The organism is Phytohabitans houttuyneae (genome assembly GCF_011764425.1).
Classification (GTDB): Bacteria; Actinomycetota; Actinomycetes; order Mycobacteriales; family Micromonosporaceae; genus Phytohabitans; species Phytohabitans houttuyneae.
In genome coordinates this window covers 2188764-2215616 of the sequence record NZ_BLPF01000001.1, presented here as the reverse complement: position 1 = coordinate 2215616, position 26853 = coordinate 2188764, and the positions used below count along the sequence as shown (strand labels likewise).

Below are 26853 nucleotides of genomic sequence, written 5' to 3'. Positions count from 1 at the left end.
CGGCGAGGCGATCGACGAGTCCATCGCGCGGATCTGGTCGCCCGGGCGGGTCATGCGCAACGCGTACGGCCCGACCGAGACGACGGCGATCGTGACCGGCGGCATCGTGGACGGGCAGCGGCCAGGGCTGGTGCCGCTGGGCGGCCCCTCGGCAACACGCGCTTCTATGTGCTCGACGACGGGCTGATGCCGGTACCGGTCGGCGTGCCGGGCGAGCTCTACATCGCCGGCGGCGGCGTGGCCCGCGGGTACGTGGGACGGGCCGGGCTGACCGGGCAGCGCTTCGTGGCCTGCCCGTTCGGGACGGGCGAGCGGATGTACCGCTCCGGCGACCTCGTCAAGTGGACCGACGACGGGCGAGTGGTGTACCTCGGCCGGGTCGACCAGCAGGTGAAGATCCGCGGCTTCCGGATCGAGCTCGGCGAGATCGAGGCCGTCCTGCGCGACCACCCGAGCGTGGCCGGCGCGGCGGTCATCGTGCGCGAGGACACCGTCGACGACAAGCGCCTCGTCGCCTACGTGGTGCCGGCCGGCGACACCGCGGTCGTCACCGCCGACCTGCTGGAGTTCGTGGGCCAGCGGCTGCCGGAGTACATGGTCCCGGCCGCGGTCGTCACGCTGCCCGAGCTGCCGGTGACGGTGAACGGAAAGCTGGACCGCAAGGCGCTGCCGGCGCCGAACTACGCAACGGCCGCCGGCGCGGGGCGGGGACCGGCAACGGTGCAGGAGGAGATCCTGTGCGCCGCGTTCGCCCAGGTGCTGGGCGTCGACACGGTCGGCGTCGAGGACAGCTTCTTCACGCTCGGCGGCCACTCGCTGCTGGCCGTGCGGCTGATCTCCCGCATCCGGGCGGTACTCGGCGTGGAGCTGCCGCTGCGGACCCTCTTCGAGGCGCCGACGGTGGCCGCGCTGGCGGCCAAGCTGACCGCGATGCAGTCGGACCGGGTACGCCCGGTGCTGCGTGCCGGCGAGCGGCCGCAGCGGGTACCGCTGTCGTTCGCGCAGCGCCGGCTGTGGTTCCTGACCCAGCTCGAAGGGCCGAGCGCGACCTACAACGTGCCGACGGTGCTGCGGATGGCCGACGTCGACGCGGCCGCGATGGACGCGGCGCTGCGCGACGTGATCGACCGCCACGAGCCGCTGCGCACCGTGTTCGCCGTCGCCGACGGTGAGCCGTACCAGCGGATCCTGGAAACCGCGGAGCTGGACTGGCGGCTGGAGGTCGTCCAGGTCGGCGCCGGTGAGCTGGAAGAGGCGGTGGCGGGCGCGACGCGGTACGCGTTCGACCTGTCGGTGGAGGTCCCGATCCGGGCCTGGCTCTTCCAGGCGGAGTCCGCCGATCCGGTCCTCGTTCTGGTGGTGCACCACGCCGCCACGGACGGCTGGTCGGACGGGCCGCTGAGCCGGGACCTGTCGGCGGCGTACGCCGCGCGTTCCGCCGGCCGGGCGCCGGCGTGGGAGCCGCTGCCGGTGCAGTACGCCGACTACGCGCTGTGGCAGCGGGACCTGCTGGGGGACGAGGCAGACCCGGACAGCCTGCTGCTGGAGCAGGTGGCGTACTGGCGGCGGGCACTGGCCGGCGGGCCGGAAGAGCTTGCGCTGCCGCACGACCTGCCGCGTCCGGCTGTGGCCAGCTACCGCGGCCACCGGGTGCCGTTCCAGATCCCGGCCGAGGTGCACCAGCGCCTGGTGGACGTCGCCCGGGACGAGGGCGTGACGCCCTACATGGTGCTGCAGGCCGCGCTGGCGGTGCTGCTGTCCCGGCTGGGCGGCGGTACCGACATCCCGATCGGCTCCGGCATCGCGGGCCGTACCGACGAGGCCCTGGACGACCTGGTCGGGTTCTTCGTCAACACGCTCGTGATCCGCACCGACCTGTCCGGCGACCCCGAGTTCCGGCAGATTCTGTCCCGGGTCCGGGAGACGACGCTTGGCGCGTTCGCGCACCAGGACGTGCCGTTCGAACGGCTCGTCGAGGAGCTGGCTCCGGCCCGGTCGCTGTCCCGGCACCCGCTGTTCCAGGTGGTGCTGACGCTGCAGAACACCGGCCGTGCCACGGTCGGCCGCGAAGGGTCCGGCAGGCCGGCACCGGAGGGCCCGGTGACCGCGGCGGTGCGCTGCGACGTGGACGTGATGATCGCGGAGCTGTTCGACGCCGACGGGCGCCCGGCTGGGCTGCGCGGCACGGTGACCGCCTCGGCGGACCTGTTCGAGCCGGCGACGGCGGAGCGGTTCGTGCGGTGGTTCAGCGGGACGCTGGACACGCTCACCGCCGCGCCGCAGACGCGGCTGCGCGCGGTGCGGGTGCTCGAAGCCGCCGAGCGGGACCGGGTGCTGCACGGGTGGAACGACACCGCTGCACCGCTGCCGGCCGCGACGGTGGTGGAGCTCTTCGCGCGGCAGGTGGCGGCGACGCCGGACGCGGTCGCGGTCCTGGCCGACGGCGAGGAGCTGTCGTACGCGCAGTTGGACGCGCGGGCGAACCAGCTCGCCCAGTACCTGGTCGGGCTGGGAATCGGCGCCGAGTCCGTCGTCGCGGTGGCCATGGAGCGAGGCGTCGACCTCGTCGTGGCGCTCTGGGGCGTGTGGAAGGCAGGAGCGGCGTACCTGCCGATCGACGTGACGCTGCCGGTGGACCGGGTCGCGTTCATGCTGCGGGACAGCCGGGCGGCGCTGCTGCTCGGCTCCGAGGACGTGATCGGCGACCTGCCCGCGGGGCGGGTACGGCTCGTGGCGCTCGACGACATGATGGTCGCCGCCATGGTCTCGATGGCGCCGTCGACCCCGCCGGCGGTGACACCCGATCCGGCCGGCCTCGCGTACGTCATCTACACGTCCGGCTCGACCGGCGTGCCGAAGGGCGTCGCCGTGCCGCACGCCGGCGCGCTGAACCTCGCCGCCGCCCAGATCGCCCACTTCGGAGTGAACCCGCGATCCCGGGTGCTGCAGTTCGCGTCGGTCGGCTTTGACGCGGCGGTGTCGGAGCTGCTTATGGCGCTGTGCGCCGGCGCCACGCTGGTGGTCGCGCCCGGACAGCAGCTGCGCACCGAGCTGGCCGCGGTGCTGGCCCGGTTCGAGGTGTCGCACGTGACGCTGCCGCCGGCGGTGCTCGGCGTGCTGGGCGACGGTGACCTGGCGTCGGTGTCGGCGCTGGTCTCCGCCGGTGAGGCGCTCGACCAGGTGCTGGTCGACCGGTGGGCGCCGGGCCGCGAGTTCTTCAACGCCTACGGACCGACCGAGGTGTCGGTGTGCGCGTCGATGTCGGCGCCCCTGGCGGTCGGTGACGCGCCGTCGATCGGCGCACCGATCGCGAACGGCCGCCTCTACGTGCTCGACGACGCCCTCGCTCCGGTCCCGGTCGGTGTGCCGGGCGAGCTTTACGTGGCCGGTACCGGCGTGGCCCGCGGTTATGTCGGCCGGGCCGGGCTGACCGGGCAGCGCTTCGTGGCCTGCCCCTTCGGCTCCGGCGAGCGCATGTACCGGACCGGCGACCTGGTCAAGTGGACCTCCGGTGGCCAGCTGATGTTCCTTGGCCGGGCGGACGAGCAGGTCAAGATCCGCGGGTTCCGGATCGAGCCGGGCGAGATCGAAGCGGTACTGCTCGCCCACTCCGAGGTCGTCCGGGCGGCCGTGATCGCCCGCGAGGACACCGCCGGCGACAAGCGGCTCGTCGCGTACGTCGTGCCGGACGAGGAAGCCGAACTCACCCCGGCCGAGCTGCTGGCGTTCGTCGGTCAGCGGCTGCCGGAGTACATGGTCCCGGCCGCGGTCGTCACGCTGCCGGAACTGCCGCTGACGGTGAACGGCAAGGTGGACCGCAAGGCGCTGCCCGCACCCGACTACGCGGCGGCGGCCGGCGCGAGCCGCGGCCCGGAGACGGAGCAGGAGGAGATCCTGTGCGCCGCGTTCGCCCAGGTGCTGGGCGTCGAGACGGTCGGCGTCGAGGACAGCTTCTTCGACCTCGGCGGGCACTCCCTGCTGGCGGTGCGACTGATCTCGCGGATCCGGGCGGTGCTCGGCGTCGAGCTGGCCGTGCGGGTGCTGTTCGAGGCGCCGACCGTCGCGGCTCTCGCGGCCCGGCTGGCCGAGACCGGGACCGACCAGGCGCGGCCGCCGCTGCGGGCCGGGCAGCGGCCCGAGCGGGTACCGCTGTCGTTCGCCCAGCGCCGGCTGTGGTTCCTGGCGCAGCTGGAGGGGCCGAGCGCGACCTACAACATCCCGCTGGTGGCCCGGCTGGCCGGCGCTGTCGACGTCGCGGCGCTGGACGCGGCCCTGCGCGACGTGATCGCGCGGCACGAGTCGCTGCGCACCGTCTTCGCCATCGAGGGTGGCGAGCCGTACCAGCAGATCATCGACCCCGCCGAGCTGGACTGGCACCTGCAGGTCGTCCAGGTCGACGCCGCCGAGCTGTCCGGGGCCATCGCGCGGGCGGCGACGTACGCCTTCGACCTGGCTGCCGAGATGCCGGTCCGCGGCTGGCTCTTCGAGGTCGGGCCGGACGACCGCGTGCTCGTCCTGATGGTGCACCACATCGCCAGCGACGGCTGGTCGATGGGGCCGCTCGGCCGCGACCTGTCGGCGGCGTACGCGGCCCGGCGCGGCGGCGCGGCCCCGCAGTGGGAGCCGCTGCCCGTGCAGTACGCGGACTACGCGCTGTGGCAGCGTGAGCTGCTCGGTGACGAGAGCGACCCGGACAGCCTGCTCGCCGCGCAGGTGGGTTACTGGCGCGAGGCGCTCGCCGGCATCCCCGAAGAGCTGACCCTGCCGTACGACCGGCCGCGCCCCGCCGTGGCGAGCTACGCCGGCCACCGGGCGTCGCTGGACGTGCCGGGCGAGGTGCACGAGCGGCTTGTCGAGCTGGCACAGGCCGAGGGCGTGACGCCGTTCATGGTGTTGCAGGCGGCTTTGGCGGTGACGCTGTCGCGGGTTGGTGCGGGTGTGGATGTGCCGATTGGTGCGGCGGTCGCTGGTCGTACCGATGAGGCTTTGGATGATCTTGTTGGGTTTTTTGTCAACACGTTGGTGGTGCGCACGGACCTGTCGGGTGATCCGGGGTTCCGTCAGGTGTTGGGTCGGGTGCGTGAGGCGAGCCTTGGTGCGTTCGCACACCAGGACGTGCCGTTCGAACGCCTCGTCGAGGAGCTGGCCCCGTCCCGCTCGCTGGCACGGCACCCGCTCTTCCAGGTCATGCTCACCGTCCAAAACCTTGAGCGCCGCGTCGTCGACTTCTCCGGCGCGCAGGTCGGCGGGGCCGGGACGGCTCTCGACGGCGTGACGGCGGCCAAGTTCGACCTGGACGTCGCGGTCGGGGAGACGTTCGACGCCGAAGGCCGTCCCGCCGGCATCCGCGGCTCGGTCGGCGTGGCCACGGACCTGTTCGACCCGGCGACCGCCGAGCGGATCGCGGCCTGGTTCACCCGCGTGCTGGAGAACGTCGCCGCCGCCCCCGACACCCGCCTGCATGCGGTGGGTGTGCTGGAGGTGGGTGAGCGGGATCGGGTGGTGTGTGGTTGGAATGACGCTTCGGTGGTGGTTCCGGATGTGACGTTCGTGGAGCTGTTCGCCGAGCGTGTGGAGGCGGCTCCGGATGCGGTGGCGGTTGTCTTCGAGGACGTGCGGCTGTCGTATGGCGAGTTGGATGCGCGGGCGAACCGTTTGGCTCGTCTCCTTCGGGGTGTCGGGGTGGGTGTGGAGTCGCGTGTCGCGGTGGTGATGGACCGTGGCGCCGACTTGGTGGTGGCGTTGCTGGCGGTGTTGAAGTCCGGCGCCGCCTATCTGCCGATCGACCCCGCCACGCCTGCCGACCGGGTGGCGTTCGTCCTCGGTGATGCGGCGGCTGCTGCGATCGTGACGACGTCGGTGCATGTGCCGGTGGTGGCTTCGGCGGGGTTGCCGCTGGTCGTGCTGGACGACCCGTCCGTGGTGGCGGAGCTGTCTGTGTTGGACGGGACGAGTCTGCCCTCGGTTGGGTTGCCGGATCAGTTGGCGTATGTGATCTACACGTCTGGTTCGACGGGTCGGCCGAAGGGTGTCGGGGTCAGTCACCGCAGCCTGGTGGGTTTGTTTGCTTCGACGGATGAGCTGTTTGAGCTGGGTCCGGATGATGTGTGGACATGTTTCCACTCGTTCGCGTTCGACTTCTCCGTGTGGGAGTTGTGGGGCGCCCTAGCCCACGGCGCTCGTGTGGTCGTCGTCTCCCATGCGGTGTCGCGGTCCCCGCAGGAGTTTGTGGAGCTGCTGGTTCGGGAGCGGGTGACGGTGTTGAGCCAAACCCCGTCCGCCCTCTACCAGCTGCTGGCGGTGGACGCGTTCGGCCCAGGGTCGCTGCGGCTGATGGTCTTCGGCGGTGAGGCGCTGGATCCGGTGCGGTTGGCTGGCTGGTGGGAGCGGGCCGGTAGTGGTGGGCCGCGTCTGGTGAACATGTACGGGATTACCGAGACCACGGTGCACACGACGGCGTGGGATGTGACGCCTGCGGATCGGGGCAGTGTGGTCGGTCGGGGTATTCCTGGTTGGTCGGTGTTCCTGCTGGACGGTTCGCTGACGCCGGTGCCGGTTGGGGTGCCGGGTGAGATTTATGTGGCTGGTCATGGTGTGGCTCGGGGTTATGTGGGTCGGGCTGGTTTGACGGCGTCGCGGTTTGTGGCCTGCCCGTTCGCGGGTGCGGGTGGGCGGATGTACCGGTCGGGTGATCTGGCGAGGTGGTCGCCGGATGGGCGGTTGGTGTTTCTGGGTCGGGCGGATGAGCAGGTCAAGGTTCGCGGGTTCCGGATCGAGCCGGGTGAGATCGCCGCGGTGCTGCTGACCCATCCGCAGGTTGCTCAGGCGGCTGTGGTTGCTCGGGAAGACAGCCCGGGGGACAAGCGGCTGGTCGCCTACATCGTGGGTGGTGTGGGTGAGTCGGAGTTGAAGGCGTTCGCTGGTCAGCGGCTGCCGGAGTACATGGTCCCGTCGGCGGTGGTGACGCTGGACGAGATCCCGTTGACGGTGAACGGGAAGCTGGACCGTAAGGCACTACCCGCCCCGGACTACGCCGCCAACGCCGGCGCCGGCCGCGGACCGGCGACGGTGCGCGAGGAAATCCTGTGCGCCACCTTCGCCCAGGTGCTCGGGCTCGACTCGGTCGGCGTCGACGACAGCTTCTTCGCGCTCGGCGGGCACTCGCTGCTGGCAGTGTCGCTTGTGGAGCGACTGCGGTCGCAGGGCTTCACGCTGTCGGTGCGCGCGCTGTTCGAAGCGCCGACGCCGGCCGGGCTTGCCGTGGCCGCCGCCGCTGGGGAAGCGGCGTCCGTGCCGCCGAACCTGATCCCGGACGGCGCGCGGGAGATCACGCCAGCGATGCTGCCGCTGGTCGAGCTGACCGAGGACGAGGTGCGGCGGGTCACCGCCACAGTGGACGGTGGCGCGGCAAACGTCGCCGACGTCTACCCGCTCGCCCCGCTCCAGGAAGGCATGCTGTTCCACCACGTCATGTCCGGCGGCGCCAACGACGCCTACGTCGTGCTGCGGTTGGTCGAGTTCAGCTCCCGCGAACGGCTGGACGAGTTCGCCTCCGCCTTCCAGCAGGCCGTCGAGCGGCACGACATCTACCGCACGTCGGTGGTGTGGGACGGGCTGCGCGAGCCGGTACAGGTCGTGTGGCGGCAGGCCACCCTGCCCGTGACCGAGCATGTCCTGGACGCGGCCGACGCTGCCGAGGCGCTGCTCGCCACCGCCGGTACCGGCATGGACCTCAGCCGCGCGCCGCTGATGGACCTGCACGTGACCTCCACCGGCGGCGGCCGCTGGCTCGGCCTGCTGCGCATGCACCACCTCGTGCAGGACCACTTCGGCATGGACGAGCTCCTGCGCGAGCTGCGTGCCGTGGTGTCCGGCGAGGCGGCCGGGCTGGCACCGGCGCTGCCGTTCCGCAACTTCGTGGCGCAGGCGCGGGCGATCCCGCGGGAGGAGCACGCCCGCTTCTTCGGCGAGCTGCTCGGTGACGTGACCGAGCCGACGGCGCCGTTCGGGCTGCTCGACGTGCACGGCGACGGCGCCGGCACCGTGACCGGGGGAGTGCCGCTCGACGCCGAGCTCGTCACCGCACTGCGTACCGTCGCGCGCCGCCTGGCGGTCACACCCGCGACGGTGCTGCACGTGGCGTGGGCGCGGGTGCTGGCGATGGTGTCCGGCCGTGACGACGTCGTGTTCGGCACGGTGCTGTTCGGCCGGATGAACGCCGGTGCCGGCGCCGACCGGGTGCTCGGCCCGTTCATCAACACGCTGCCCGTGCGGGTCCGCACCCGGGGCATCGGCGTCCGCGCGGCCGTCGACGCGATGCGCGACCAGCTGGCCGCGCTGCTGGAGCACGAGCACGCACCGCTGGTGGTGGCGCAGCAGGCGAGCGGGATCGCGGGCAACGCGCCGCTGTTCACGTCGCTGTTCAACTACCGCCACATCGACCGCGGTACCGGACGCGCCGACGGGGAGCGGACCGAAAGCGGGATCCGCGGCGTCAAGGCCGAGGAGCGGACCAACTACCCCCTCAGCGTCTCCATCAACGACATGGGCCCCGACTGGCTGGACATCACCGTCCAGGTCGTCGAGTCGATCGACCCCGAAGCGGTCGGCAGGCTGCTGCGCACCACGGTCGACCAGGTGGTCACCGCGCTGGCCGGCACCCTCGACGGCGCACCCGACGTCGAGCTGACGACGCTCGCGGTGCTGGACGCCGCCGCCCGTGACCTCGTGGTGCGTACCTGGAATGACACCGCGATGCCGGTACCGGATATGTCGGTGGTGGCCCTGTTTGAGCGTCAGGTCGCCGCGGCGCCGGATGCGGTCGCGGTGGTGGCCGATGGTGTGGAGCTGACCTACGCGGAGCTGGACGCCCGCGCGAACCGGTTGGCCTGGTCTCTGCGGCGGCAGGGTGTGGGCGCGGAGTCAGTGGTCGGGCTCCGCCTGCCGCGCGGCGTGGAGATGGTCGCGGCGATCGTCGGCGTGTGGAAGGCGGGGGCGGCCTATGTGCCGATCGACCCGCAGTTGCCCGCCGACCGGATCGCCTTCATCACCGCCGACAGCGGCGCCCACCTGGTCCTGACCGCCGATGACCTCGATCTGCCGGCCGCCGGCCCGGACCTCGCGCCGGCGGTGGCGATTGATCGGGCCAGCTTGGCGTACGTGATTTACACGTCGGGTTCGACGGGTCGGCCCAAGGGTGTTGCGGTGGCGCATGGTTCGTTGTCGAACCTTGTCTCCGTCTTCGGCCCGGTGATGGGTGCCGCCCCTGGTGTGGGTGTGTTGCAGTTCGCGTCGTTCAGCTTCGACGCCTCGGTGTTGGACGTTGCGGTGGCGTTGTGCAGTGGCGCGACGTTGGTGGTGGCGTCGGATCGGCAGCGTTCTGAGCCGGGCTTGTTGCGGGAGCTGCCCATCCAGGCGGCCAGTGTGGTGCCGTCCCTGCTGGGGGTGTTGGACCCGGCGCAGTTCCCGGAGCTGGGGACGGTGTTGGTGGGTGCCGAGGCGATCAGTGAGCCGTTGGCCCGGGCGTGGGCCGCCGGCCGCCGGCTCGTGAACACCTACGGTCCGACCGAGGCGACGGTGATGGTCGCGGCGGAGCAGGTCGACCCGGATCTGGCTGGTGTGGTGCCGTTTGGCCGGCCGATCGCGAACACCCGCCTGTTCGTGCTGGATGGCGGCTTGTCGCCGGTGCCGGTGGGTGTGCCGGGTGAGCTGTATGTGGCTGGTGCTGGCCTGGCCCGTGGCTACGTTGGCCGGCCGGGGTTGAGTGCGGAGCGGTTTGTGGCGTGCCCGTTCGGCAGTGGTGGGCGGATGTACCGGACCGGTGATCTGGTCAAGTGGGCGGCTGATGGGCAGTTGGTGTTCGTCGGCCGGGCGGATGAGCAGGTCAAGATTCGTGGTTTCCGGATCGAGCCGGGTGAGGTTGAGGCTGTCCTGCTCGGGCACGGCAGTGTCGCTCAGGCGGCGGTGATCGTGCGTGAGGAGCGGCTGGTCGCCTATGTGGTGGGTGACGGTGTCGACGAGCGGGAGTTGAAGGCGTTCGCGAGTTCGCGGCTGCCGGAGTACATGGTCCCGGCCGCGGTGGTCACGTTGGACGAGATCCCGCTGACGGTGAACGGGAAGCTGGACCGTGGGGCGCTGCCGGCACCGGAGTTCGCCGGTGGTGCGGGTCGGGCGCCGGCGACGGTGCAGGAAGAGTTGTTGTGTGCCGCGTTCGCGCAGGTGCTGGGCGTCGACGCGGTGGGTGTCGACGACAGCTTCTTCGCCCTCGGCGGCCACTCCCTGATGGCGGTGCGGCTGATCTCCCGCGTCCGGGCCGTGCTCGGCGTCGAGCTGCCGCTGCGGGTCCTCTTCGAGGCACCCACGCCCGCCAGCCTCGCGGCACGGCTCGCCGGCGCACAGACGGACCTCGCCCGCCCGGTGCTGCGCGGCGGCGAGCGTCCGCAGCGGGTACCGCTGTCGTTCGCCCAGCGCCGGCTGTGGTTCCTGGCCCAGCTCGAAGGCCCGAGCCCGACCTACAACATCCCGACCGTCATACGGCTCGGCGAGGGCCTGGACGTGGCCGCCCTCGACGCCGCCCTGCGCGACGTGATCACCCGGCACGAGTCGCTGCGGACGGTGTTCGCCGTCGCGGACGGCGAGCCGTACCAGCGGGTCCTCGATCCGGCCGACGTCGCCTGGCAGCTGGAGACCGCCTCCGTCGCGCAGGACGGGCTGGCCGACGCGATAGCACGCGCCACCCGCCACGCCTTCGACCTCGCGGTCGAGCTGCCGGTCCGGGCGTCGCTGTTCGACAGCGACTCCGGCGGGCACGTGCTCGTGCTGGTCATGCACCACATCGCCAGCGACGGCTGGTCGATGGCCCCGTTCGCGCGGGACCTGTCCGACGCCTACGCGGCCCGGGCACAGGGCCAGGCGCCGGCGTGGGAGCCGCTGCCCGTGCAGTACGCGGACTACGCGCTGTGGCAGCGCGAGCTGCTCGGCGACGAAAGCGACCCGGACAGCCGCCTGTCGGCGCAGATCGCCTACTGGCGGCAGGCGCTTTCCGGCGCGCCGGAAGAGCTGTCGCTGCCGTACGACCGGCCCCGGCCGCAGGTCGCCGGCCACAGTGGACACCGGGTGCCGCTGGACGTGCCGGCCGGCGTGCACCAGCGCCTCGTGGAGCTGGCGCGGGTCGAGGGCGTGACGCCGTTCATGGTGCTGCAGGCGGCGCTGGCGGTGACGCTGTCCCGGCTCGGCGCGGGCGACGACATCCCGATCGGTTCGGCCATCGCGGGCCGTACCGACGAAGCCCTGGACGACCTGGTCGGCTTCTTCGTCAACACCCTCGTGATCCGCACCGATCTGTCCGGCGACCCCGAGTTCCGGCAGGTGCTGGCCCGGGTCCGCGAGACGACGCTGGGCGCGCTGGCGCACCAGGACGTGCCGTTCGAGCGCCTGGTGGAGGAGCTGGCGCCGGTGCGGTCGCTGGCCCGCCACCCGCTCTTCCAGGTCATGCTGACCCTGCAAAACCTCGGCCGCGCCTCGCTCAACCTCTCCGACGTGCGGCCGGGCGCCAGGACACCGGGGCCGACGACTCGGTCACCGTGTCGTCCCGGTTCGACCTCGAGTTCAGCCTGGGCGAGGCGTTCGACGACGAGGGACGCCCGGCGGGCCTGCGCGGTGTTCTGACCGTCGCCGCCGACCTCTTCGACACGCCGGCGGCCGAGCGGTTCGCGAACTGGTTCGCGCACGTCCTGGACGTGGTGACCACCTCTGCCAGCGTGCCGGTGCACGCGGTCGACGTGCTCGATGCGGTGTCGCGTGAGCTTGTGGTGCGTTCGTGGAACGACACGGTGGTGGCGGTGCCGGATGTGTCGGTGTCTGTTTTGTTTGAGCAGCAGGCGGTGCTGACGCCGGATGCGGTGGCGGTGGTCGCGGACGGTGTCGGTGTGACGTATCGGCAGTTGGATGCGGCGGCGAACCGGTTGGCGTGGGGTCTGCGGCGGCAGGGTGTGGGTGCGGAGTCGGTGGTTGGTCTGTGCCTGCCTCGCGGTGTGGAGATGATCACGGCGATTCTGGCGGTGTGGAAGGCGGGTGCGGCCTATCTGCCGGTGGATGCGGCGTTGCCGGTGGATCGGGTTGGGTTCATGCTGGCCGACAGTGGTGCCCGGTTGGTGTTGGCCGCCGGCCGGGCGGGTTTGCCCACTGGTGTGCCGGTGGTGCTGCTCGATGATGCGGTGCTGGCGGGCTGCCCGGACACCCCGCTGGGTGTGGTGCCGGAGGCGGCCGGTCTGGCCTACGTGATCTACACGTCGGGTTCGACTGGGACGCCGAAGGGTGTCGCGGTGACGCACGGGTCGCTGACGAATTATGTGTCGAGCGTGTCCGATCGTCTGGGGTGGACCGGTCAGGACGCCCGTTACGCGCTGTTGCAGGCGCAGGTGACGGACCTGGGTAACACGGTGGTGTTCATCAGCTTGGTGACGGGTGGTCAGCTGCACATCCTGGATGAGCAGGCGGTGGTGGATCCGGCGGCGGTTGCCGACTATCTGGCGGAGCAGCGGATCGACTTTGTCAAGGCGGTGCCGTCGCACCTGGCGGCGTTGTCTGCGGGTTCGTCGTTGGCGGCGGTGCTGCCGCGCCAGTCGTTGGTGTTGGGTGGTGAGGCGGCGCCGGCTGGTTGGTTGCGGGAGCTGGTCGCGACGGCTGGTGATGAGCGGAAGGTGTTCAACCACTACGGCCCGACCGAGACCACGATCGGTGTCGCCACCACTCGCCTGACCGCTGAGGCGCTGGACGGCACAGCGGCCCCGATCGGCTCACCGATCGGCAACACCCACCTGTTCGTTCTCGACGACGGCCTTCGGCCGGTGCCGGTGGGTGTGACGGGCGAGTTGTATGTGTCGGGTGCGGGTGTGGCTCGCGGCTACATCGGACAGTCCGGGTTGACGGGTTCGCGGTTTGTGGCCAGTCCGTTCGGTGACGGTGAGCGGATGTACCGGACCGGTGACCGTGCGAAGTGGACGCCGGACGGGGATGTGGTGTTCCTGGGCCGGGCGGATGAGCAGGTCAAGGTGCGTGGGTTCCGGATCGAGCCGGGTGAGATCGAGGCGGTCCTGCTCGCACATCCCGAGGTCGTTCAGGCGGCGGTCATCGTCCGGGAAGACGCGGCCGGTGACAAGCGGCTGGTCGCCTACGTCGTCGGTGACGCCGGTGAGCAGGAGCTCAAGGCGTACGTCGGCCAGCGGCTACCGGACTACATGGTGCCCTCCGCCGTCGTCGTCCTGCCCGCACTTCCACTGACCGCAAACGGAAAGCTCGACCGCAAAGCCCTCCCGGCGCCGGAGTACGCGTCGGGCGCCGGCCGGGGACCGGCAGACCTGCGCGAGGAGCTGCTGTGCGCGGCCTTCGCCCAGGTGCTCGGTGTGGACAGCGTCGGCGTCGACGACAACTTCTTCGACCTCGGCGGCCACTCCCTGCTCGCGGTGCGGCTCACCTCCCGCATCCGGGCGGTGCTCGGCGTCGAGGTGCCGCTGCGGACCCTCTTCGAGACGCCCACGGTGGCGGGCCTCGCCGCGAGGCTGGCCGCCGCGACATCCGGCCGCGCCCGCCCGGGGCTGCGGGCGGTGGAGCGGCCGGAGCGGGTACCGCTCTCGTTCGCCCAGCGCCGCCTGTGGTTCCTCGCCCAGCTCGAAGGCCCCAGCCCCACCTACAACCTGCCCATGGTGGTCCGGTTGGGCACGGACCTTGACGTGGCCGCGTTCGCGGCGGCGTTGCGGGACGTGATCGCCCGCCACGAGGCGCTGCGTACCGTCTTCCCGTCGGTGGACGGCGAGCCGTACCAGCGGATCCTGGACCCCGACGAGCTCGGCTGGGAGCTGGAGGTCGTGCGGGTCGGCGCCGGTGAGCTGGACCAGGCCGTCGCTCGGGCGACCGGGCACGCGTTCGACCTCGCCGTCGAGGCACCGGTCCGCGCGTGGCTGTTCGACAGCGGGTCGGGCGAGCACGTGCTGGTGCTCGTCATGCACCACATCGCGAGCGACGGCTGGTCAATGGCGCCGCTCGGACGGGACCTCTCCACCGCGTACGCCGCGCGCGTCGAAGGCCGCCCCGTCGACTGGCGCCCGCTGCCCGTGCAGTACGCGGACTACGCGCTGTGGCAGCGCCAGTTGCTCGGTGACGAGAGTGACCCGGAGAGCCTGCTGGCTGAGCAGGTGGCGTACTGGCGGCAGGCGCTGGCGGGTGCGCCGGAGGAGTTGGCGCTGCCGCACGACCGGTCCCGGCCCGCGGTGGCCAGCCACCGCGGTCATCGGGTACCGGTGGAGGTGCCGGCCGAGGTGCACGAGCGGCTTGTGGCGCTGGCGCGGGCCGAGGGCGTGACACCGTTCATGGTGCTACAGGCGGCTTTGGCGGCGCTGCTGTCCCGGCTCGGCGCGGGTGAGGACATCCCGATCGGTTCGCCGATCGCCGGCCGTACCGACGAAGCGCTCGACCACCTGGTCGGCTTCTTCGTCAACACCCTCGTCATCCGCACGGACCTCTCGGGCGACCCGGAGTTTCGGCAGGTGCTGTCCCGGGTGCGCGAGGCAGGCCTGGGCGCGCTCGCGCACCAGGACGTGCCGTTCGAGCGGCTTGTCGAGGAGCTGTCCCCGGCGCGGTCGCTGGCCCGCCACCCGCTCTTCCAGGTCATGCTCACCATGCGCAACAACGAGCGCGGCGCACTCGACATGCCGGTGGCGCAGACCAGCGGCGAAACCTCGGCCGCCGACCGGGCCGCGGTGGTCTCGGCCCGCTTCGACCTCGACGTGATCATGGGTGAGGAGTTTGACGACCAGGGACGCCCGGCCGGCCTGCGCGGCTCGGTGACCGCCGCCGTCGACCTGTTCGACCTCGCCTCGGTCGAGGTGCTGGCAGACCGCTGGAAGCGGGTGCTGACCGCGGTGACGGCCGCACCGGACATGCCGCTGCACGCGGTCGATGTGCTGGATGCGCCGGAGCGCGAGCGTGTGGTCAGTGTCTGGAACGACACGGCGATGCCGTTGCCGGTGTTGGCTACGACGCGTGAGTTGATCGTGGAGCGTGCGGTGTCGCGGCCGGATGCGGTGGCGGTGGTGTGTGGCGGGGAGTCGTTGACGTATCGCGAGCTTGTGGAGCGGGCGGGCCGGCTTTCGTGGGAGCTGCGGGAGTTCGGTGTCGGGCCGGAGTCGATTGTCGCGCTGTGTCTGGACCGTGGTGTGGACATGGTGGTGGCGATGTTGGCGGTGTGGCAGGCCGGTGCCGCCTATCTGCCGCTGGACCCGGACTATCCGACCGATCGCCTGACTTACACCCTCGCGGACAGTGGGGCGTCGGTGTTGTTGCGGCACGGTCACGTGTTCGACAGCGACACGGTGGCGACGGTGACCCTGGACGATCCGCAGGTGCGGGCCAGGATCGCGTCCCGCCCGTCCACACTCCTCGATGTGCCGTCGTCGGGTGACGGGTTGGCTTACGTCATTTACACCTCGGGCTCCACCGGCCGGCCGAAGGGTGTGCAGATCACCCACCGGAACCTGGTCAACTTCCTGGTCGGTATGGCCCAGCGCCCTGGACTGTCCAGTTCGGATGTTCTGCTCGCGGTTACCACGTTGTCGTTCGACATCGCCGGTTTGGAGTTGTTGCTGCCGCTGCTGGTCGGTGCCCGGGTGGTGGTCGCCGACCGGGACACCGCCCGCACCCCTGACGTGCTGGCCGGTGAGATCGTCCGGCGTGGGGTGACGGTGATGCAGGCGACCCCGGCGACGTGGCAGATGCTGGTCGATGACGGCTGGGCGGGTGCGCCTGCCCTGCGCGTGTTGTGTGGTGGTGAAGCGCTACCGGCGACGTTGGCGGAGGCGTTGCTGGCCCGTAGCGGCGGTGTGTGGAACATGTACGGGCCGACCGAGACGACGATCTGGTCCACTTGCCAGCCGCTTGAACACGGCGGCCCGATCCTGTTGGGCACGCCGATCGCGAACACCCAGGTGTATGTGCTGGATGCGCATTTGAAGCCGGTCCCGGCGGGTGTGGCGGGTGAGTTGTTCATCGGTGGTGACGGTGTGGCCCGCGGTTACCGGGGTCGGGCTGGGTTGACGGCGGAAAGGTTTGTCGCGGACCCGTTCGCTGGTGGTGGGGCGCGGCTTTACCGCACTGGTGATCTGGTCAAGTGGTCTGGTGACGGCCGGCTGGTGTTCCTGGGTCGGATTGATCACCAGGTGAAGATCCGTGGGTTCCGGATCGAGTTGGGTGAGATCGAGACGGTGCTGCTGGCGCACCCGGGTGTGGTGCGGGCGGCGGTGCTGGCTCGTGAGGACACTCCGGGTGACAAGCGGCTGGTCGCTTACGTCGTCGGTGACGGGCTCGTTGAGCAGGAGTTGAAGGCGTTCGCTGGTCAGCGGTTGCCGGACTACATGGTCCCGGCCGCCGTCATGGTGTTGCCGGAGTTCCCGCTGACGCCGAACGGGAAGCTGGACCGTAAGGCCCTTCCGGTTCCGGAGTACACGGTCGGCGCCGGGCGGGCCCCGTCGAACGTGCGGGAAGAGTTGTTGTGTGCCGCGTTTGCTCAGGTGCTGGGTGTGGACGGGGTGGGTGTGGATGACAGCTTCTTTGTCCTGGGTGGACACTCGCTGCTCGCGGTGCGGCTGATCTCCCGCATCCGCGCCGTCCTCGGCGTCGAAGTGCCGCTGCGGGTGCTGTTCGAGGCGCCGACCGTCGCCGGCCTCGCGGCACGGCTCACCGAGGCCGAGACCGACCCGCTGCGGCCGCTGCTGCGTGCCGGGGCGCGGCCGGAGCGGGTGCCGCTGTCGTTCGCCCAGCGGCGGCTGTGGTTCCTCGGCCAGCTGGAAGGGCCCAGCCCGACCTACAACCTGCCGACTGTCGCCCGCCTCGGCGGCGACCTGGACGTGGCGGCGTTCGGTGCCGCGCTGCGGGACGTGATCGACCGCCACGAGCCGCTGCGCACCGTGTTCCCGGCGGTGGACGGCGAGCCGTACCAGTGGGTCCTGGAACCCGCGGAGCTGGACTGGCGGTTGGAGGTCGTCCACGTCGCGCCGGAGCAGCTCCCGGACGCGGTGGCACAGGCGACCCGCTACACGTTCGACCTGTCGAGCGAGGTGCCCATCCGGGCGTGGCTGTTCGACAGCGGGACTGACGAGCGGGTACTCGTGCTGGTCGTCCACCACATCGCCAGCGACGGCTGGTCCATGGCCCCGCTGGGCCGCGACCTGTCCGCCGCGTACGCCGCACGGCTCGGCGGCGCGCGGCCGGTGTGGGAGCCGCTGCCGGTCCAGTACGCCGACTTCGCGCTGTGGCAGCGCCAGCTGCTCGGCGACGAGAGCGACCCGGAAAGCCTGCTCGCCGCGCAGATGGCGTACTGGCGGCAGGCGCTCGCCGGGGTTCCCGAAGAACTCGCGCTGCCGTACGACCGGCCACGACCGGCCGTGGCCAGCCACCGCGCCCATCGGGTACCGATGGAGGTGCCCGCGCAGGTGCACCAGCGGCTGGTGGACGTGGCCCGGGCCGAGGGCGTGACGCCGTTCATGGTGCTGCAGGCGGCGCTGGCGGTGACGCTGTCCCGGCTCGGCGGGGGCGACGACATCCCGATCGGCTCGCCGATCGCCGGCCGCACCGACGAGGCGCTCGACAACCTGGTCGGCTTCTTCCTCAACACCCTCGTCATCCGGACCGATCTGTCCGGCGACCCGGAGTTCCGGCAGGTGCTGGCCCGGGTGCGGGAGACGACGTTGGGCGCCCTCGCCCACCAGGACGTGCCGTTCGAACGGCTCGTCGAGGAGCTGGCGCCGAGCCGGTCGCTGGCCCGCCACCCGCTCTTCCAGGTCATGCTCACGCTCCACAACGCGGAGCGGGTCTCGGTGGAGTTCTCCGGCGTTCGTACGAGCGGTGGCGCGTCGGTGCTCGGCAGCCAGGACGTGACGCCGGGACGGTACGACCTCTTTGTCGCCATCAACGAGTCCTTCGACGCGGACGGGCGGCCGGCCGGCCTGCACGGTGTGGTCACGCTCGACGCGGACCTGTTCGAGGCGCCGGCGGCCGAGCGGTTCGCGAACTGGTTTGCCCGCGTCCTGGATGTGGTGACGGCTTCGGCCACCACCCGGGTCCGCGCGGTCGACGTGCTCGATGCGGTGTCGCGTGAGCTTGTGGTGCGTTCGTGGAACGACACGGTGGTGGCGGTGCCGGATGTGTCGGTGTCTGTTTTGTTTGAGCAGCAGGCGGTGCTGACGCCGGATGCGGTGGCGGTGGTCGCGGACGGTGTCGGTGTGACGTATCGGCAGTTGGATGCGGCGGCGAACCGGTTGGCGTGGGGTCTGCGGCGGCAGGGTGTGGGTGCGGAGTCGGTGGTTGGTCTGTGCCTGCCTCGCGGTGTGGAGATGATCACGGCGATTCTGGCGGTGTGGAAGGCGGGTGCGGCCTATCTGCCGGTGGATGCGGCGTTGCCGGTGGATCGGGTTGGGTTCATGCTGGCCGACAGTGGTGCCCGGTTGGTGTTGGCCGCCGGCCGGGCGGGTTTGCCCACTGGTGTGCCGGTGGTGCTGCTCGATGATGCGGTGCTGGCGGGCTGCCCGGACACCCCGCTGGGTGTGGTGCCGGAGGCGGCCGGTCTGGCCTACGTGATCTACACGTCGGGTTCGACTGGGACGCCGAAGGGTGTCGCGGTGACGCACGGGTCGCTGACGAATTATGTGTCGAGCGTGTCCGATCGTCTGGGGTGGACCGGTCAGGACGCCCGTTACGCGCTGTTGCAGGCGCAGGTGACGGACCTGGGTAACACGGTGGTGTTCATCAGCTTGGTGACGGGTGGTCAGCTGCACATCCTGGATGAGCAGGCGGTGGTGGATCCGGCGGCGGTTGCCGACTATCTGGCGGAGCAGCGGATCGACTTTGTCAAGGCGGTGCCGTCGCACCTGGCGGCGTTGTCTGCGGGTTCGTCGTTGGCGGCGGTGCTGCCGCGCCAGTCGTTGGTGTTGGGTGGTGAGGCGGCGCCGGCTGGTTGGTTGCGGGAGCTGGTCGCGACGGCTGGTGATGAGCGGAAGGTGTTCAACCACTACGGCCCGACCGAGACCACGATCGGTGTCGCCACCACTCGCCTGACCGCTGAGGCGCTGGACGGCACAGCGGCCCCGATCGGCTCACCGATCGGCAACACCCACCTGTTCGTTCTCGACGACGGCCTTCGGCCGGTGCCGGTGGGTGTGACGGGCGAGTTGTATGTGTCGGGTGCGGGTGTGGCTCGCGGCTACATCGGACAGTCCGGGTTGACGGGTTCGCGGTTTGTGGCCAGTCCGTTCGGTGACGGTGAGCGGATGTACCGGACCGGTGACCGTGCGAAGTGGACGCCGGACGGGGATGTGGTGTTCCTGGGCCGGGCGGATGAGCAGGTCAAGGTGCGTGGGTTCCGGATCGAGCCGGGTGAGATCGAGGCGGTCCTGCTCGCACATCCCGAGGTCGTTCAGGCGGCGGTCATCGTCCGGGAAGACGCGGCCGGTGACAAGCGGCTGGTCGCCTACGTCGTCGGTGACGCCGGTGAGCAGGAGCTCAAGGCCTACGTCGGCCAGCGGCTACCGGACTACATGGTGCCCTCCGCCGTCGTCGTCCTGCCCGCACTCCCACTGACCGCAAACGGAAAGCTCGACCGCAAAGCCCTCCCCGCACCGGAGCAGGCCGCCGCCAAGCGGGCGCCGTCCAGCGAGCGGGAAACGGTGCTGTGCGAGATCTTCGCGCAGGTGCTGGGGCTGGACTCGGTCGGCGTCGACGACAACTTCTTCGACCTGGGTGGCCACTCGCTGCTCGCGATCCGGTTGCTGTCCCGGATCCGCGCGCGGCTCGGCGTCGAAGTGAAGATCCGGATGCTCTTCGAAGCACCCACAGTGGCACAACTTGCGGAAAAGCTCGGAAACCAAAAGACGAACCGGCCGGCATTGCGTCCGATGCGTAAGGAGACAGACTGATGGTCCCGTTGTCGTTCGCGCAGCGCCGGTTGTGGTTCCTGGCCCAGCTGGAGGGGCCCAGTCCCACGTACAACATCCCGCTCGTGATCCCGCTGAAGGGCGAGGTCAACGTGCCCGCCCTGGGCGCGGCGCTGCGGGACGTCATCACCCGCCACGAGTCGCTGCGCACCGTCTTCCGCGTCGCGGACGGCGAGCCGTACCAGCACATCCTCAAGCCGCACGAGCTCGAGTGGGACATGCCGGTACGGCGGGTGACCGCCGGCGAGCTGGAGCAGGCGATCCAGGAGGTGGCGTGGACCACGTTCGACCTCGCGGTCGACGTGCCGATCCGGGCGTCACTGTTTGAGATCACGCCGGACGACCACATCCTGGTGCTGCTGGTGCACCACATCGCGGCTGACGGCTGGTCGATGACCCCGCTGCGGCGGGACATGTCGACCGCGTACGCGGCCCGGCTGAACGGCCCCGCGCCGAACTGGGACCCGCTGCAGGTGCAGTACGCGGACTACACGCTGTGGCAGCGCGAGCTGCTCGGCGACGAGAAGGACCCGGACAGCGTGCTGTCCCGGCAGGTCGGCTACTGGCGGCAGACCCTCGCCGGCGTGCCGGAAGAGCTGGCCCTGCCGCACGACCGCCCGCGGCCGCCGGTGGCCACCCACCGTGGCCATCGGGTACCGCTGGACGTGCCCGCCGACGTGCACCAGCGCCTCGCCGACCTGGCACGGGCCGAGGGCGTAACCCCGTTCATGGTGCTGCAGGCCGCCCTCGCGGTGACGCTGTCCCGCCTCGGCGCCGGCACGGACATCCCGATCGGCTTCCCGATCGCCGGCCGTACTGACGAAGGCATGAACGACCTGATCGGGTTCTTCGTCAACACGCTGGTGATCCGCACCGACCTGTCCGGCGACCCCGAGTTTCGGCAGGTCCTCGACCGGGTCCGCGAGGCCAGCCTCGGTGCCCTCGAACACCAGGACGTTCCCTTCGAACGCCTCGTCGAGGACCTCGCGCCGGCCCGTTCGCTGTCCCGGCACCCGCTGTTTCAGGTCATGCTGTCCGTCCAGAACACCCGGCGCACGGTGCGCGACGCCGCCGACGCGCCCGCCGCGGGGGACAGGACACCGGTACCGGCAAAGTTTGATCTTGACTTGTCCGTCCGCGAGGTGTTCGACAGCGAGGGGCGCCCGGCCGGGCTCCGCGGGTCGCTCGTCGCCTCCGCGGACCTGTTCGACTTCGAGTCCGTCGAGGCGCTCGTGCGGCGCTTCACCAGCGTGCTCGACACCGTCTCCGCCACCCCCGACGTGCCGCTGCACGCGGTCGAGGTGCTGGAGCCCGCTGAGCGTGAGCGGCTGCTGGTCGGCTGGAATGAGACGGGTTCGCCGGTGCCGGCTGGGACGGTGTTGGAGTTGTTCGCCGGTCGTGTGGCGGCGGCTCCGGACACGGTCGCGGTGGTCGGCGACGGCGGTGTCGAGCTGACGTATGCGCAGTTGGATGGTCGGGCCAACCAGCTCGGCCACCGCTTGGTCGAGTCGGGTGTCACGCCTGAGTCGGTGGTGGCGGTCGCGCTGGATCACAGCGTCGACCTGGTGGTGGCGGTGTTGGCCGTGTGGAAAGCCGGTGCCGCCTACCTGCCAGTGGACCTGTCGCTGCCCGCCGACCGAGTTGCGTTCATGCTGGCCGACAGCAGTGCACGTCTGCTCCTGACCGACGGTGACGTGCCGACTGATGACGTGCCGGTGTTGCGCCTGGACGATCCGCAGGTTGCCGCGCAGCCGGTCACGCCGCCGGCGGTCGAGGTTGTGCCGGCTGGTCTGGCGTATGTGATCTACACGTCCGGTTCGACCGGGACGCCGAAGGGTGTCGCCGTCCCGCATGCAGGTGCGATCAACTTGGCGGTGGCGCAGATTGCTCACTTCCAGGTCGAGTCGACTTCGCGTGTGTTGCAGTTCGCGTCGGTTGGTTTCGATGCGGCGGTCTCTGAGCTGTTGATGGCGTTGTGCTCCGGCGGGACGTTGGTGATGGTGCCGGCCGAGCGGCTGCGTTCGGAGTTGGCCACGGTGTTGAGGCAGTTCCGGGTGTCGCATGTGACGTTGCCGCCGGCGGTGCTGGGTGTGCTGTCCGACGATGATCTCGCGTCGGTGACGACTCTGGTTTCGGCTGGTGAGGCCCTGGATCAGGCGTTGGTGGACCGGTGGGCGTCCGGTAGGCGGTTCATCAACGCCTACGGTCCGACGGAGGTGTCGGTCTGCGCCTCCATGTCCCAGCCGCTCAATGTTGGTGATGCCCCGTTGATTGGTGCGCCGATCGCCAACGGCCGCCTCTACGTGCTCGACGACGCCCTGTCGCCGGTCCCGGTCGGGGTGCCGGGTGAGCTGTACGTGGCTGGTGCGGGTGTGGCCCGCGGCTATGTCGGCCGGGCTGGTCTGTCGGGGCAGCGGTTTGTGGCGTGTCCGTTCGGTGTCGCGGGTGAGCGGATGTACCGCACCGGTGACCGGGTGAAGTGGACGCCGGATGGCCAGTTGGTGTTCCTGGGTCGGGCGGATGAGCAGGTCAAGGTCCGCGGGTTCCGGATCGAGCCGGGCGAGATCGAGGCCGTCCTGCTCGGGCACGCGGACGTGGTGCGTGCGGCGGTCGTGGTGCGCGAGGACGTGCCGGGTGACAAGCGGCTGGTCGCCTACGTCGTCGGCAGCGGTGTCGATGAGCAGGTGTTGAAGGGGTTCGTCGGGCAGCGGCTGCCGGAGTACATGGTGCCGGCGGCGATCGTGGCCCTGGCTGAGCTGCCGCTGACGGTCAACGGCAAGCTGGACCGCAAGGCGCTGCCCGCACCGGACTACGCGGCACACGCCGGCGCCGGCCGTGGACCGGCCACCGTGCAGGAAGAGATCCTGTGCGCCGCGTTCGCGCAGGTGCTCGGGCTCGAGTCGGTCGGGGTCGGCGACAGCTTCTTCGCCCTCGGCGGGCACTCGCTGCTGGCCGTGACGCTCGTGGAGCGGCTGCGCGCCCAGGGCTTCCGGGTGTCGGTGCGGGCGCTGTTCGAGTCGTCGACGCCGGCCGGGTTGGCGGTCGCGGCGGCGGCCGGGCCCGCGGTGCAGGTGCCGCCGAACCTCATCCCCGACGGTGCCGACGAGATCACGGCGGAGATGCTGCCGCTGGTCGAGCTGACCGAAGACGAGGTACGGCGGGTCGTCGCCACAGTGGACGGTGGCGCCGCCAACGTCGCCGACGTGTACCCGCTGGCCCCGCTGCAGGAAGGGCTGCTGTTCCACCACCTGCTCGCCGGCCAGGCCGAGGACGCTTACCTGACCCTGCGCGTGCTGGAGTTCGACACGCGGGCGCGGCTGGACGGCTTCGCCGCCGCCATGCAGCAGGTCGTGGACCGGCACGACATCTACCGGACCTCGGTGGTGTGGGACGGGCTTGCCGAGCCGGTACAGGTGGTGTGGCGGCGGGCAACGCTGCCCGTCGTCGAGCACGTGCTGGAGCCGGTGGCCGGCACGGACCTGGCCGAGGCGCTGATCGCTGAGGTCGGCACCGCGTTCGACCTCGGACAGGCCCCGCTGATGGACCTGCACGTGACCTCGGTACAGGACGGGAGCTGGCTGGCGCTACTGCGCATGCACCACCTCGTGCAGGACCACGTCGGCATGGACGAGCTGCTGCGCGAGCTGCGCGCGGTGCTGGCCGGCGACGCGGCCGCGCTGGCACCCGCGCTGCCGTTCCGCAACTTCGTGGCGCAGGCGCGGGCCGTCCCGCGGGAGGAGCACGCCCGCTTCTTCGGCGAGCTGCTCGGCGACGTGACCGAGCCGACCGCACCGTTCGGGCTGCTCGACGTGTACGGCGACGGCACCGGCGCGGTGGCCGGACTGACGCTCGACGGGGAGCTGGTGACCGCGCTGCGTACCGTGGCGCGGCGCCTCGCCGTGACCCCGGCGACGCTGATGCACGTGGCGTGGGCGCGGGTGCTGGCCACCGTGTCCGGCCGGGACGACGTGGTCTTCGGCACGGTGCTGTTCGGCCGGATGAACGCGGGCGTGGGAGCCGACCGGGTGCTCGGCCCGTTCATCAACACGCTGCCCGTGCGGGTGCGCACCCGCGGGATCGGTGTGCGCGCCGCCGTCGACGCGATGCGCGACCAGCTGGCCGCGCTGCTGGGACACGAGCACGCACCGCTGGTGGTGGCGCAGCAGGCGAGCGGGATCACCGGGAACGCGCCGCTGTTCACGTCGCTGTTCAACTACCGCCACATCGACCGGGGCAAGGGCCAGGGCGACGGTGAGCGGACCCAGAGCGGCATCCGGGCCATCATGACCCAGGAGCGGGACAACTACCCCCTCAGCGTCTCCATCAACGACCTGGGCCCGGACGGGCTCAGCATGACCGTTGACGTGGTCACCCCGCTCAACCCGGATGCGGTCGGCCGGCTCCTCTACCTGGCGGTGGAAAACCTCGTCGCCGCGCTGACCGACTCGCTCGACAGCGGACGCGACACCAGCCTCGACACGATCGACGTGATCGACGCCACCGCCCGCGACCGGGTGTTGCACGGCTGGAACGACACCGCCCTGGATGCGCCCGCCACCGCGTTCCCGGCCCTGTTCGAAGAGCAGGTGCGGCGCACGCCGGACGCGACCGCGCTGGTGTTCGGCGACTCGTTCCGGGGCAGCTTCGCCGAGGTCAACGCGGCGGCCAACCGGCTGGCGCGGCTCCTGATCGACCGCGGGGTGGGCCCGGAGTCGGTGGTGGCGCTGGCGTTGCCGCGCTCCGCCGACATGGTGGTCGCGATCCTCGCGGTGTGGAAGGCGGGTGGCGTGTACCTGCCCGTCGACCCGAGCCTGCCCGCTGGGCGCGTCGAGTTTCTGCTCAACGACGCCGCGCCCGCACTTGTCGTAACCACCCGGGACGCCGTGCTGCCCAACGGCGTCGCTCACCTCGTCCTCGACGCCGCGGACACCGCTGAGCTGCTGGAACAGGCATCCGGCGCCGACCTCAGCGACGCCGACCGCAGCGGGGCGCTGCGCGCGGACAACGCCGCCTACGTGATCTACACGTCGGGCTCGACCGGCGCGCCGAAGGGCGTCCTGGTCGAACACCGCAACATGGTCAACCTGCTGTCCAACCACCGGGCCGGCTTCGTCGCCGACGCGGGCGGCGGGCAGCTGCGGGTCGCCCTGAGCGCGGCGTTCTCCTTCGACACGTCGCTGGAAGGCGTGCTGCTGCTGGCCGACGGTCACGAGCTGCACGTGCTCGACGACGAGACCCGCGTCGACCCGAGCGCGCTCGTCGAGTACGTCGCCGACAAGCGGGTGGACTTCCTCGACCTGACGCCGTCGTACGTGCAGCAGTTGCTCCCGCTCGGGCTGCTGACCGACCAGCGGCACCGGCCGAAGGTCCTCATGCTCGGTGGCGAGGCGATGGGGGAGCCGCTCTGGCAGGAGCTGGCCGCCGCGACGGACACCGCCAGCTACAACTTCTACGGCCCCACCGAGACCACGATCGACACGCTCTCCTGCCAGGTGTCCGTGCTCGACCAGCCGACGGTCGGCCGCCCGCTGGCCAACACCCGCGCGTACGTCCTCGACGGTGGCCTCGCCCCCGTGCCGGTCGGGGTCGCCGGCGAGCTGTACGTCGCGGGATCCGGCGTGGCGCGCGGCTATGCCGGACGTGCCGGCTTGACCGGGTCCCGGTTCGTGGCCTGCCCGTTCGGCTCCGGCGAGCGCATGTACCGCACCGGCGACATGGTCCGCTGGACCGGCGACGGCCGGCTGGTGTTCCTGGGCCGGGCCGACGAGCAGGTGAAGATCCGCGGGTTCCGGATCGAGCCGGGCGAGGTCGAGGCCGTCCTGCTCGCCCACCCCGAGGTCGCGCAGGCCGCGGTCGTCGCCCGGGAGGACACGCCCGGTGACAAGCGGCTCGTCGCGTACGTCGTGGCCGCCGCGGCCGGGGTCGACACCCCCGACCTGCTCGCGTTCGCGGCGGAGCGGCTGCCCGGGTACATGGTGCCCTCGGCCGTCGTGACACTGCCCGACCTGCCGCTGACGGTGAACGGGAAGCTGGACCGCAAGGCGCTGCCCGCACCGGAGTACACCGCCGGCGCCGGCCGGGCACCCGCCACCGACCGGGAAGAGCAGCTGTGTGCCGCGTTCGCGCAGGTGCTGGGGCTGGAGTCGGTCGGTGTGGACGACAACTTCTTCGCACTCGGCGGGCACTCGCTGCTCGCCGTGCGGCTGATCTCCCGCGTACGGGCGGTGCTCGATGTCGAGCTGCCACTGCGGGTGCTCTTCGAGACGCCGACGGTCGCCGGCCTCGCGGCCCGGATCGCCGCGGGGGAGCAGGCGGACCGGCGGCGTCCGGTCCTGCGCGCCGGCGAGCGGCCCACGCGGGTACCGCTGTCGTTCGCCCAGCGGCGGCTGTGGTTCCTGGCGCAGCTCGAAGGGCCGAGCGCCACGTACAACCTGCCGACCGTCGTGCGGATGGCCGGCGACGTCGACGCCGCTGCCCTGGACGCGGCACTGCGCGACGTGATCGGCCGGCACGAGACACTGCGTACCGTCTTCGCCGTCGCCGACGGCGAGCCGTACCAGCGGATCCTCGACCCGGCCGAGCTGGACTGGGGCCTTTCGGTCGCGAGCGTCCCGGCCGCGGAGCTGCGCGAGAGCGTGGAGCGGGCGACCCGGTACGCGTTCGACCTGGCGGTCGAGGTGCCGATCCGGGCCTGGCTGTTCGATACCCCGGACGGCCACGTGCTCGTCGTGGTCGTGCACCACATCGCCAGCGACGGCTGGTCGATGGCCCCGTTCACCCGGGATCTGTCCGCCGCGTACGCCGCGCGCGTCCAAGGCCAGGCGCCGGCATGGGAGCCGCTGCCCGTCCAGTACGCCGACTTCGCGCTGTGGCA

Annotated in this window: 4 protein-coding genes (2 of these 4 running past the window's edge); all 4 read left to right on the top strand. The window is 71.2% G+C overall.

The features are described 5' to 3' along the window. Tightly spaced (each overlapping or abutting the next), the 4 genes in view from Phou_RS09760 to Phou_RS09745 form a layout consistent with a single transcriptional unit that may run on beyond the window. Positions 1-187: the final stretch of a non-ribosomal peptide synthetase gene (locus Phou_RS09760; protein ID WP_173055489.1), read on the top strand. Its footprint begins 3857 nt before the window's first position; the window shows 187 of its 4044 coding nt (coding positions 3858-4044); its start codon lies beyond the left edge, outside the window; its stop codon occupies positions 185-187. Then, positions 169-11667, top strand: coding sequence for a non-ribosomal peptide synthetase (locus tag Phou_RS09755; protein ID WP_173055480.1), 11499 nt, complete (start codon positions 169-171; stop codon positions 11665-11667). Before Phou_RS09760 ends, Phou_RS09755 begins: the two co-directional genes overlap by 19 nt. Then, on the top strand, positions 11583-19961 hold the full coding sequence (locus Phou_RS09750) for a non-ribosomal peptide synthetase (protein ID WP_218578925.1): 8379 nt from the start codon (positions 11583-11585) through the stop codon (positions 19959-19961). The genes Phou_RS09755 and Phou_RS09750 overlap by 85 nt, the downstream gene beginning before the upstream one ends. Continuing rightward, on the top strand, positions 19961-26853 hold the beginning of the coding sequence (locus Phou_RS09745; RefSeq protein ID WP_173055478.1) for a non-ribosomal peptide synthetase. The gene runs 6967 nt beyond the window's last position; only the first 6893 of its 13860 coding nucleotides appear in the window; the start codon lies at positions 19961-19963; its stop codon lies off the right edge, out of view. Before Phou_RS09750 ends, Phou_RS09745 begins: the two co-directional genes overlap by 1 nt.